Source organism: Spirosoma daeguense (genome assembly GCF_054776875.1).
Genome location: NZ_BAAHBF010000001.1, coordinates 1,243,064 through 1,255,248, shown reverse-complemented (window position 1 = coordinate 1,255,248; position 12,185 = coordinate 1,243,064). Strand labels below are relative to the sequence as shown.

7 protein-coding genes are annotated in these 12,185 nt (G+C 40.4%); 2 read left to right on the top strand and 5 right to left on the bottom strand.

Going from position 1 to position 12,185, the window contains the following annotated elements:
- Window positions 1-289, top strand: a 289-nt coding sequence (locus ACYVD4_RS04890) for a hypothetical protein (RefSeq protein WP_460942954.1), incomplete at its 5' end; no start/stop codon positions are given.
- Window positions 290-399: 110 nt separating this feature from the next.
- Here ACYVD4_RS04890 and pruA read toward each other — a convergent pair.
- Window positions 400-2,031, bottom strand: a complete 1,632-nt coding sequence (gene pruA, locus ACYVD4_RS04885) for an L-glutamate gamma-semialdehyde dehydrogenase (RefSeq protein WP_460942953.1) — start codon at window positions 2,029-2,031, stop codon at window positions 400-402.
- A 174-nt stretch (window positions 2,032-2,205) separates the two neighbouring features.
- On the opposite strand from pruA, the gene thrC reads away from it, so the two are divergent.
- Window positions 2,206-3,516, top strand: a complete 1,311-nt coding sequence (gene thrC, locus ACYVD4_RS04880) for a threonine synthase (protein WP_460942951.1) — start codon at window positions 2,206-2,208, stop codon at window positions 3,514-3,516.
- Window positions 3,517-3,611: 95 nt separating this feature from the next.
- Here thrC and ACYVD4_RS04875 read toward each other — a convergent pair whose 3' ends face one another.
- The 4 genes from ACYVD4_RS04875 to ACYVD4_RS04860 form a co-directional block, all read right to left on the bottom strand.
- The gene (locus ACYVD4_RS04875) at window positions 3,612-5,381 is read right to left on the bottom strand and encodes a tetratricopeptide repeat protein (protein WP_460942949.1); all 1,770 of its coding nucleotides are present in this window, start codon (window positions 5,379-5,381) and stop codon (window positions 3,612-3,614) included.
- Between the two features lie 524 nt (window positions 5,382-5,905).
- Complete coding sequence (locus ACYVD4_RS04870) at window positions 5,906-6,790, bottom strand: class I SAM-dependent methyltransferase (protein ID WP_460942947.1); 885 nt, start codon at window positions 6,788-6,790, stop codon at window positions 5,906-5,908.
- Window positions 6,791-6,860: 70 nt separating this feature from the next.
- Window positions 6,861-8,720, bottom strand: coding sequence for a tRNA uridine-5-carboxymethylaminomethyl(34) synthesis enzyme MnmG (gene mnmG, locus ACYVD4_RS04865; RefSeq protein ID WP_460943009.1), 1,860 nt, complete (start codon window positions 8,718-8,720; stop codon window positions 6,861-6,863).
- A gap of 147 nt (window positions 8,721-8,867) precedes the next feature.
- Window positions 8,868-12,170, bottom strand: a complete 3,303-nt coding sequence (locus ACYVD4_RS04860; RefSeq protein ID WP_460942945.1) for a DUF4175 family protein — start codon at window positions 12,168-12,170, stop codon at window positions 8,868-8,870.
- Window positions 12,171-12,185 lie beyond the last annotated feature (15 nt).

Genomic DNA, 12,185 nt, shown 5'->3' with positions numbered 1-12,185 from the left:
CTTGCATGTATTAGGCCTGCCGCTAGCGTTCATCCTGAGCCAGGATCAAACTCTCCATCGTAAATATTTGCGTGAAAACCGAAGCTTTCACTATGTTTTAGCCTTATTAGTGCTACTTGTAAGATATCAATACGTCAAAGAACGGTCTCTCTTTCGAGATGGTGGCCAACCGTTGTCGGCCTTCTTTATATTTGGGAGTGCAAAGGTACAGCACTCTTTTCGTTTTATCAAGAAAAAGTTGAAAAATATTTTTAGCAACTTTTTACATTTCCCAATTCTAACTTATTGAATAAAAGTAGATTAGCCTCGTTTGGCCAACCCTTTCTTTCGATTTGGGAGTGCAAAATTATGCTTTTTTATTTCTTCTCGCAAATCATTTTTAAAACTTTTTTTAAAAATTTATTCTTCCAGTAAAAAAGGATATTTGAAATGCTTCGGTGAGACAAAGGTTTCCTTGATTGTTCTGGCTGAAACCCAGCGATATAAGTTTAATGCTGACCCTGCCTTATCATTTGTGCCCGAAGCTCTGGCTCCTCCAAAAGGTTGTTGACCAACTACTGCTCCAGTTGGCTTATCATTAATATAAAAGTTACCAGCCGCGTTCTGTAGCTGTTTACTGACCTGCTCAACAACGTATCGATCCTTTGCAAAAATTGACCCTGTTAATGCGTAAGGAGACGTAGTATTTACTACGTTGATAATAGTATCGAACTCTTTAGGCTCATATATATATATAGATAGTATCGGCCCAAAGATTTCTTCGCACATTGTTCGATAGTCTGGTTTATTGACCAATAAAACTGTTGGTTCAATAAAGTAGCCTTTTGAACCGTCGTAGTTCCCACCTGCAACTATCTCTACCTGATTACTTTTTTTAGCCTCGTCGATATAGGCTGTTATTTTTTTGAATGCTCGCTCATCAATGACTGCATTAATGAAGTTGCTAAAATCTTCAGTCCCTCCCATTTTAACCTCTGAGAGAAACTGTTTGATTTTAGCCTCAATTGCTGGCCAAAGCGTTGTTGGAATATAGGCTCGTGAAGCGGCCGAGCATTTTTGTCCCTGATATTCAAAAGCTCCCCGGACTAGTCCAACAGCAACTTCATCCACATTTGCCGATTCATGTACCAATACGAAATCTTTTCCACCGGTTTCCCCTACAATACGTGGATAACTTTTGTATTTGTGGATATTCGCGCCAATTGTTGCCCATATTTGTTGAAATACTCCTGTACTACCAGTAAAATGGATACCTGCAAAATCTGGATGATCGAAAATAACTTCGCCTGTAACGGGACCATCCGTATAAATCAGATTAATAACGCCATCTGGCAAACCTGCTTCTTGCAACACTTCCATTATGACCTTTGCCGATAACACTTGTGTATAAGCAGGCTTCCAAACAACTGTATTTCCCATTAAGGCTGCTGATGTAGGCAGATTTCCTGCAATAGCTGTAAAGTTGAAAGGCGTTAACGCAAAAACGAATCCTTCTAATGGTCGATATTCTAGTCTATTCCATACACCTGGCGAAGAATTAGGCTGTTGCCGGTAAATTTCATCGGCATAATGTACATTGAAACGTAGGAAGTCGATTAACTCGCAAGCTGAATCAATTTCTGCCTGATAGGCATTTTTCGATTGCCCGAGCATTGTAGCTGCATTTATACGCGCTCTATATGGGCCAGCTATTAATTCTGCTGCCTTCAAAAATATTCCAGCTCTGTATTCCCATGGTAAGCTTGCCCAAGCTTCTTTAGCTGATAATGCAGCATCGATAGCTTGTTGAACATGTTCGGAACTACCTTCATAAAAATAGCCTAGTGTGTGCTGATGGTCATGGGGGGGGGCAATTCGAAGCTTATTTTCGGTACGAACTTCTTTACCTCCTATATACATGGGTATATCTGTTTCCTCAGATCGAAAATCAAGTAGAGCCTGTTTAAGTGATTCTCGTTCAGGAGAGCCTGGCCGATATTCTTTAACGGGTTCATTAATTGGAGTCGGTACGTTGAAAATTCCGAAAGACATAGTTGGTTTATTTTTGTGCGTAGCTAATACGCTGTTATGAAGTGCTCACTCTGACAAAATTACGTATTGCCCTACTTATCCACTAATTAAGGTGAGTTTTCCACAATTCGTTCATCCTTTTTCGATTCATTGGCTTGATTTCCCGTACTTTGTAACTCACTCTGGCTTTATCGTATGCGTTTTTATAGTACAAACAGTCCGTTATCCACAGTATCCAGTCAAGAAGCATTATTTCATAGTATGCCCATTGACAAAGGCTTATATATGCCCACCCCTTTACCTAATTTAGGAGTGGATTTCTTTGAAAAAATTGCAGGTGGTTCTTTGGCCGACATTGGTTTTCAACTAAGCAAACAATTGTTTGGCTCTGAAATAAGTCAAGCAGAATTAGAAGAGTTAACTCATAAAGCTTTTCCTTTCGACACGCCTGTATTCGAACTTGAGTCAGGTCGTGTTAGTGTTCTGGAGTTATTTCATGGTCCTTCTCTAGCGTTTAAAGATGTAGGTGCCCGATATATGGCGGCTCTGATGTCTTATTTTTCTAAACGTAATGACAAAGAGGTGAATATTCTGGTTGCTACGTCTGGCGATACTGGCGGGGCTGTCGCAATGGGTTTTCACAATGTTCCTGGAGTTCGGGTTTCTATTCTTTACCCTAGCGGTCGGGTTAGTGATTTGCAGGAAAAGCAATTAACAACGCTTGGTGGAAACGTTCAGGCTTTTGAAATTGACGGTTCTTTTGATGATTGTCAGGCTATTGTAAAACAAGCCTTTGTTGATAATAAACTTAATGCTCAATTATCGCTTTCATCGGCCAATTCTATTAATATTTTCCGACTTATTCCTCAGGGCTTTTACTACGTTCGTGCCTACGGTCAGGTTAGACATTTTAACAAACCAGTTGTTTTTTCCACCCCGAGCGGCAACTTCGGTAATTTAAGCGCTGGCGTTATGGTGCAGAAAATGGGTTTGCCAATTGCTCATTTTGTTGCAGCCACAAACAGTAACCACGTAGTACCCTCCTATCTCGAAACGGGTGTTTATACTCCACAGCCCTCCGTAGCAACTATTTCAAATGCTATGGATGTCGGGAATCCAAGCAACTTTGTCCGCCTGAAGCATCTTTATGATGATAATTATGAGCGCCTTCAGACTAATGTTTCTGGGTATTTTTTTGATGATGACCAGACGCGTGCTGGCATGAAACGTATTAACGAACTTTATGACTATGTAGCATGCCCACACACTGCTATTGGCATCATGGGTTTACAGGCTTATATACAATCAACTGAGAAAGATGTAACTGGTATTGCTCTGGCTACAGCTCATCCTTCTAAGTTTAAACCCCTTGTAGAATCCGTTCTTGAGCAATCAGTTGATGTTCCAGAAAGATTGGCTATTCTAGCCCAACGTACCAAGCAAAGTATCCACATTCCTGCCGAATATTCGGTATTTAAGGAATCATTTTTATCAACAATTGTGTAATATTCAACATAATTACCCACATACTTATCCACACAAAAATGCCCTGTTCACGCGAACAGGGCATTTTTGTGGATAACTTTTATTGAAATTTCATACTAGTTTACGGTATCTCCTCGAAGCAACCGAAAACGTTTTCTTGCTTCGGCTCCATAAATACTTCCTGGATATTGAGTCAGCACTTTTTGATAGGCGTCCATGGCGGCTTGTTTATCTTTTAGTCGCTCTTCATAGATTTTCCCCTGCGTAAAAAGTGCGTCATCACCCAGAATATCGTTTGGATATGCTGATGTTATCTTTTTTAAGTCCTCTAGAGCTTCTGTATTTTTCCCCTGCTTCATGTACGTGTTAGCACGTAACCACAATACCTCATCGGCAATTGTATGATCTGTGTACTTTTTTCCCATTTCGTTCAAGGCCGTAATTGCTTCGTCCGTTTTGTTTTGGAAAAGAAGCAAATCAATCGATGCATATTCCCGCATGGCTGCTTCGGTACTATCCATGCCTGTGTTATCGATGATCAAGAGGCTTAACTGCTCTGCGTCATTCGCTATCTCACGTGAGGTAGCTAATTTCAATACATCAAGCAAATCCTTCGCTACGGCAAACGTACCGCTGTAGTAATGGAGTTTCGCATTTTTCAGTTTCGCTTCATAGCCTAGTAGTTCTTCTTTTTGCGATTTCTCAACTTGTGAATATAATAAAGTCGATTCCCACGGTTCACCCTTGAGCAGATAAATATCTCCTTTATCGAGTTTACAGCGATCCACGAAGTTTTTATCGGTTTTCCCTAAATCAATCGCCAGATCAAGAACTGCTAATGCGGTGTCTTTACTATCTAGATAATTGCCATATAGATTTGCTGTACTACGTAGCGCTTCTAAGGTTTTTACATTTGTGCCAATCTCCTGCAGCATTCGTTGATAATCACTGATTAGTTTGCGTATTTCCAACTTATCAACAGGATACGTATTTTTAACCTGCTCTTCACGTGCGTTAATAACCAGTCGACGTGCAAATGGATAAAGCTGTCCTTGTGGATAAGTCAGTGTTACGTACTCAAATGCGTCAGCAGCGATTTTATATTCTTTGTTGTTAAGCGCTAGCATGCCCAGCTCATACACTCTGCTACCGTTTAGCTTTAGGCGTTTATCGGTTGCTTTTTCCTGTAACAAGGCTCGGCTGAATTTCTGTTTTTGCACAAAATACCAAATCAGTACTTCATTGTAGGCCAATTCATTTGGTTCTTGCTGAATACGTGTGTACAGTGCTTTTTCCACAAGTGATTCATCTTTTGTGTTGATAAACCCCTGTAATGCGGCAAATACAGCTTCTTTCTTCTCAGATTGTTTACTGGTTGTTATTATTTCTTCTATTGTTTTTTCGGTTTGGCCAGTAGCCCTGTAAAGGCCCATTAAATCCTCACTGTACGCCGTTGGGTCTTTTCCGACCTCTCGTGCCGATTCAAGTGCGCGAATCGCCCAGCGCGTCTCTGAAGCCTCGTTAAAGGCTGTTGCAATCTTTTCGAGCTTGGCCACTGATCCTTTGCTCGTCTGCAAGGCTGCCGCGTATTGTGTTTTCGCTATCGTAGTGTCACCTTGCTGAGCGGCAAGTTGTCCGGTCAGCAATTCGTAATACGCTCGGTTTGGCTCATCGCTGCGTTGTTGCTTCTTCAAGTATTTCGCAGCTTCATCGGCTTTGTTAATTTTTTGTAGACTTGTTACGTATCGTGTCAGTCGCGTCCAAGTCACTTCGGTTTTCAGCAACTTGGCATATTCATTGGCAGCTTTTTCAAATTCGCCTGCTTTGTAATATTCCTCAGCCAACGTAGCTCCTCCCTGCCCCCAAGCCATTCCGATTGAAGACATCCATAACAACCCAATAATTACTTTTGACCTTATTAACATTTTATAAATATTCTTTTTAAAAAAGACTTTATTATAATCATTAGCCATGTGGATATGTGAACAACTAAGTTGTCCACGTCACGAAGTTTAATCTGTGGATAATTATATTGAGTTATCCACTCTTCCCAATTTGGTTATCCACTTCTAATATATTCATTTTTAAGATAATAACATTTTATCCACAAATAGTGTGTTTATCTAATGTGGATTTGTGAATAAAATTTATACACAGTTTCTGATGGGGAAAATATGTGGAATTAAGCTTGATATGTTTCAGTTTCTCCACAGAAAAGAGTTGGCAAAAAAGCAATGTGGATTACTTCGCATTTCTTCCACAATAACGATGCGGCTTATAAACATGTTTTCCACCTGTATGAACTATTTATACACATAGTTATACACAGAAAAATTTAACTTTTTTAATTTAGAATAGACCTGTTTTCCTGAAATCATTTGAAAAGGCTTGTTATCCACAATTGTTACAACTATAATGCCTTCCGTAATAGATAGATCAAGCTAGATGAATTGCCGGTACGATTGGCTTGTCTATTTGATTCCATACCGATACGCACGCTTTTCAAATAGTCTGTTCTTCCAGATTTATAGCCTGTACTCAACATCGCAATGTAAAATGCGTCAAATACCATTGGCTTAGTATCGGCTAACTCGAAACCATGTTTCTGAAATAATGGCTTTATTGTTTTGGGCGTGAAATGATGAAGATGACGTGGTACGTCATAGGCAGCCCAGAACTGCTTGAAATAGGTTGCATCGTAAGAGTCTGAATTTGGTACGGCAATAAGTAACGTACCATTTGCATCCAACAGTTTATGAAGTTTTGGAATAGCTATGTTTAAATCAGGAATATGTTCAAGTACGTGCCACAGAGAAATAATGTTGAACGGGCCTGTTCCAGTTAGCTCGTCAAGATTTGGTTTTATTACTGATTTTAATTTTTCTTCTGCTATTTCTCTAGCATCAGAATCTGGTTCCATTCCCACTACTTTCCATCCGTCTTGTTGACAACTTTCTAGGAATGCTCCTGTACCACAGCCCACATCCAGAATTATCCCCTGTTTTCCAGTCAGTTTATTGATTAAGCTTACTTTCGAACGTAGCGTATATTTTCGTACCAAACGATAAGCTGTGTTAATTAGTCCTGTGCTTTCGTCGTTGTGTGATACGTATTGTTCGGATTTATAATACGCGCCAATCGAATTTTCATCTGGACGAGGATTGGTCAATCGGAAACTACATTGGCCACATTCTTGAATCGAAAAATCTTTTTGACTGACTAAATAATCTTTACAAACTAAGAATGATTTAAACGTAGTATTGCCACACACAGGGCACTGATCTATAGTTTCCAAGACGAAAATTTTGATAAGTTGAAAAAAAAAGGCTGGAAATATACGTATTTCCAGCCCATGAGTAGATTTATTATCGACCCATGTAAACGAGTAAAATTGATACGTCTGATGGGCTAACCCCGCTAATGCGTGATGCCTGGCCAATAGTTGATGGGCGTAAACGCTTTAATTTTTCTCGCCCTTCAAATGAAAGTGCTTTCAATCGGTCATAGTCGAAAGCGGGATTTATCGATAAGTTTTCCCATTTGTCGAGCTTCTCTGCGTTTTGCTTTTCACGATTGAGGTAGTCCTCATATTTAATTTCGATGACTGTCTGCTCTATTACCTCCTCCCCCACTGCCGGTAATTCTTGAATTAGATTAAACAGCTCGCTAACGTCACTTTGGTCAACTTCTGGGCGTTTCAACAATGTATACAAACTGCCTTTCTCGCGTATTGGAGCACTATTCTTATTTGTAAGCCAGCCGTTTATCTCTTCTGGTTTTACTTTCGTTTTGCGGATTGCTTCGGTTAATTCAGCAACCCCATTACGTTTAACAATCATTGCATCATATCGATCCTGTGAGGCAAGACCAATAGCATATCCTTTTTCCGTTAGTCTTAAATCGGCATTATCCTGCCGAAGTAGCGTTCTGTATTCAGCTCTCGACGTAAACATTCGATAAGGTTCTTCCGTACCTTTAGTAATAAGGTCGTCAACCAATACACCAATATATCCTTCCGATCTTTTTATAGTAAACTCATTTTCTTCGTTCACTTTACGGTGTGCATTAATACCAGCTAGTAATCCCTGACAGGCGGCTTCTTCATATCCGGTAGTTCCATTTATTTGACCAGCGAAAAATAGATGCTCGACTAATTGGGTTTCGAGGGTTGGTTTAAGTTGTGTTGGCGGAAAAAAATCATATTCCACCGCATATCCTGGCCGGAACATACGAACATTTTCAAACCCCGGTATTTTACGTAGTGCATTATACTGAACGGTTTCGGGTAATGAAGTTGAAAAACCATTTACATACACCTCTACAGTATCCCAACCTTCTGGCTCTACGAAAATTTGATGACGGTCTTTATCTGCAAATCGATTGATTTTGTCTTCCACCGACGGACAATATCTTGGGCCTAATCCTTTGATACGTCCTGTAAACATTGGCGATTTTTCGAAGCCTGTTTTTAGTTCATCATGAACAGCTTGGTTCGTGTATGTAATCCAACAGCTACGTTGTTGGGTTAATGTTGGTGTATTTGTGTAGGAAAATTTGCCGGGCTTTTCGTCGCCAAGCTGTTCTTCCATCACTTCATAATTTAAACTACGGCCATCTACGCGTGGTGGTGTTCCCGTTTTCATTCGACCTGATTCAAAGCCTAATTGTACGAGTTGTTCAGTTAAGCCTGTTGCTGATCGTTCGGCTGTACGTCCACCACCGAATACTTTTTCGCCAATAAACATTTGACCATTCAGAAACGTACCATTTGTCAGTACAACTGCTTTAGCCTGAAATTCTACACCAAGACTGGTTATCACACCACTTACTTTTCTGTCTCTAACAACAACTTCTTTTACTGTATCCTGCCAGAAATCGATGTTTCGATTCTCTTCTAATGCTTTTCGCCACTCCCAGGCAAAAACATTTCGATCACTTTGGCAACGAGGACTCCACATGGCTGGACCTTTCGAACGATTCAGCATACGAAATTGTATCATGCTTTTGTCACTTATAATTCCCGACATTCCCCCCAGTGCGTCTACTTCGCGAACTATTTGTCCTTTTGCAACGCCACCCATCGCTGGGTTACACGACATTTGAGCTATAGTTTGCATATTCATTGTAATCAGTAAAACTTTTGAACCCATAGTTGCAGCAGCATGTGCGGCTTCACAACCAGCATGCCCAGCCCCAACCACAATGACATCGTAAGAAGAGTACATTTTGATAGCTTTTGCAAAAAGTTTCCACGTGAAACTTTTTGCAAAATTGTTGAAAGTTGAAGAAAAGATAAAAACTAGATAAGGTTGCAACAAAAAACCGCAGAGCTTTGTGCCAACTCTGCGGTTTTTTAAAAAAATGTGGGCGTGCTACTTACTCACTTTCTGTAAATACTGATTAGCTTCTTTCTTATAAAAGAGATTGTAATTTGGGGTTACAGAACGTAGTACCTCAACCTGTTTAGTTTTATTCTGTAAGTTAGTAGAATCGAAAAATGATGGAGTACTACGTTTCATTGACTTCGCTGTTTCAGCCTGACGTTTTGGGTCTTCTTCCTGCTGCTTTAATGCTTTCTCTGATTCAAGTAGCCGAGTCAGAATTTCGTTCTGGCGATTTATAAGATTCTGATTGACGCGCTTGTTAACTAAATCAGTTTCTGATTCATCCATTTTTTCCATCAGATCCTTAATCTGTTTTTCTTGTTGCTTACCAGCTTCAGTGCCTTTGGCGTTCTCCTCCATCTTCTTTAACATCTGCCGAATCATAGCTTGTTCTGCAGCCATCTGAGAGAGTTGTTCCGAAAGTCCCCTACCCGATTGTCCACCTTTCTGAAGTTGCTGCATCTTTCCATTTAATTGCTTTTGCATTTCACCCATACCGCCGGGGTTATCGCCTTTCTTTCCACCTTTACCTTTACCTGGCATGGCCATAGCATTCATCTGCTGCTGCATATTTTTCAATACATCGCTCAACATGAGAGCTAGATTATTAATTGAAGTCATGGCAAACTGCTGTTTCGACGATGCCATACTTAGCCTACGTTCTCGTAACTGTTGAGTACTTTCATCCATGTAAGATTTCATATTAGTCAGTTCTCGAGTCACAAATGACTGGATTTGCACTACCCTACTCGCCAATGCATTTAAACTATCTTCAATAATCTTGGCATCGTCCTGTAACTTAAGTTGCTCCTGCGAAAGCTTTGTCACACGTGGGTCCTGCAAGCTCATACCACGAAAATCCTTCATCACGCGCTCCTGACCGAATGACAACGTAATAAGGTTATCGAGGATATTTCGCAAATCATCCATGTTTTCCTGCATTTCCTGCATCTCTGCGGATTCCATAGATTCTTTCATCGACTTGCTCATTGCTCGCATGGATTTAGCGGACTTCTGTTGCTTAGAAGAGGCCTGTTTGCCTTTATTGCTCTTCATGTCTTTGGTCGCTTCATCCATATTTTTCTCTATGTCTTCCTGCTCCTTTTCTGAAGAATCAGGCTTATTCAAGTCTTCTTTTTCAGCTTCTTTTTGGACCTCCTTTAATTGCTCCTGTGTCTTTTTAAAATCTTCCTGCGACTTCTCCTGCTGTTTTTGCTGCTCATGAGATGTCTCGTTTTTCTTATTATTTTCTTCTGCCTGTTTCTCCAGATTCTCTGCTTGCTTTTCTAGATTCTCCGCAATATTATTAACCTTCTGCTCTAACTGCATTTGTTTGAAAAGCTTCAGGGCGCGATCTAAATCGCGTTCGAGATTTCTTTCTTTACGGCTGAGTTTGTTGAGTAGATCCGATGCTTTGTCGTCCTGCTTACGTTCCAACATCTGTTTCAATTGCTCATACAATTGCTTCGATTCCGGATCCATTAACTCATTAAACAACTTCTGCAACTGATCAAGCTTATCCTGAACAGCCTGGTTTTTGTCGGCAAAGCGTTGTTGAGTTTCGTTCGTTTTTTGAAATTGCTCCTGAAGTTTTTGAATTTCTTTCAAGAGTTCTTCGCGCTTTTGAAGCACTTCCTGAAGCTGTTTTTTATCCTGAAAATCGGATGACTTCTTTGTCCGCATCCGTTCTTCCATTTGGTTAATTTCTTTTTTGATAGCATGGGTTTTACTCAGTGCGTTGTCGATTTGTTGCTCTGTTTTCTCAGCCGATTTATCAACTTGCTCCTGAATTTCGGCGTTTGACGGAATCACAAAATTTAGTTGGTTCGACTGGCTCGACTTAGGCCCGTTGACGCCATCATTGTCCCAAACCTGTACGTAGTACTCTAAGCGATCTTCCTGCCCTAGCTTCAAACTATCGAGTGTCCAGTTATAAACGAAGTTCTGCGACGTAGTAGAACGGTTAACCGGAATATCTTGTGTGTGTAAAGAAGACGACTTGCCGTTACGTATAATTTTGTAATTAAGCTTAAGTTTTGAAAAGCCGTAATCGTCAGAAATTAAGCCAGAAAGAGCAATATAATTATATGTAATGCTGTCCTGAATTCGATCGACAGATATCTGTGGATATCTATCAGGAATTACCTGCACATTATATTGAATAGTGGAGGGAGATGAAATTTGTCCATTTTTCAGTGATACAGTGTAGACCGCATTTTGCATGACTTTACGATTTAGAACGAACGTATTATCGTCAACTAACCGTGCTGGAGTTGGCTTAGCGTCTGTGTTAAATCGGAATAAAAGAGAGTCTGTATGATCGGCAGCAAATTCCCAGTTTGCTATTGTTCCCTGCGGAACAAGCAGGTTACCAACATTGGTCAATTGTTCAGCAGGTTTGTTTAAATAGGCTGGGTATTCGAGACGAACATTAAATGAAAGAACAGCTGGACGATCGATTAATAAAACTTTATACGTGGGTGATTTGAAGCCCGCAGCTTCTAACTGGAAGTCTAAATCACGCTGTAGATTGTCGAAATTATACGTGAATTTATCGCCCGTCTGATCAAGTTTAAAGCGAGTTCCATTAGTTACTACGTAGACTGCCTGTGGAATTGCATCGCCAGAAAGTTTAACAGATAAAGGAAAATCTTCATTTCGAAACGCCTTCATTGACTTGTTCTGAACGATAAACTGAAACGGAGCTTCCTCCACAAACTCCTGATCATAATTTACGATTCGAGTCGAAGATTTCGTAAAAAAAGCAGGATTCACTAATAGAATTAATAGAATTAACGCCAAGGGGGGAATCGCGTATTTTAAAAATTGGCGATTTCTGCTGATCTGAATAGCATTAGCGAATCGATTGATTAAAAGCTGTTGAGAACGCTGATTGAGACTCGCCTGAAGCAGGTCACTCTGGTCGGCAGAGATGCGCTGCAATTGCAGCGTGTTTAATAACTTATCCCCTACTTCCGGAAAAAATGTACCGATCTGCCGGGCAGCTTCGTCATTTGTTAAAGGTCGGTTAAGTCCATATAAACTCATTAGTGGCCGTGCAACTAGCAGATAAAAGCCGATGAACACGGTCAACAAAAAGCCAAAAAATAACATACCTCTACCAACCGAATCAAATCGGCCAACGAACTCTGCTGTGTTGATGAGCAGGTATCCACTGCCTAATAAAGCTAGAAAAAACAGACTTCCTTTCACCAACTGGTTCTGGAAGTAGCGTTTCTTGTACTCGTCAATGCGCTCAAGCAGCGTAGTGTAAGCGGTTGATGATTGCATACAATTCAGATTGAT

What these genes read in the sequence shown, in the direction of transcription:
- ACYVD4_RS04860 (WP_460942945.1), bottom strand. Translation starts at nt 12,170, where the DNA reads ATGCAATCATCAACCGCTTACACTACGCTGCTTGAGCGCATTGACGAG.
- mnmG (WP_460943009.1), bottom strand. Translation starts at nt 8,720, where the DNA reads ATGTACTCTTCTTACGATGTCATTGTGGTTGGGGCTGGGCATGCTGGT.
- pruA (WP_460942953.1), bottom strand. Translation starts at nt 2,031, where the DNA reads ATGTCTTTCGGAATTTTCAACGTACCGACTCCAATTAATGAACCCGTT.
- thrC (WP_460942951.1), top strand. Translation starts at nt 2,206, where the DNA reads ATGCGTTTTTATAGTACAAACAGTCCGTTATCCACAGTATCCAGTCAA.
- ACYVD4_RS04875 (WP_460942949.1), bottom strand. Translation starts at nt 5,381, where the DNA reads ATGTCTTCAATCGGAATGGCTTGGGGGCAGGGAGGAGCTACGTTGGCT.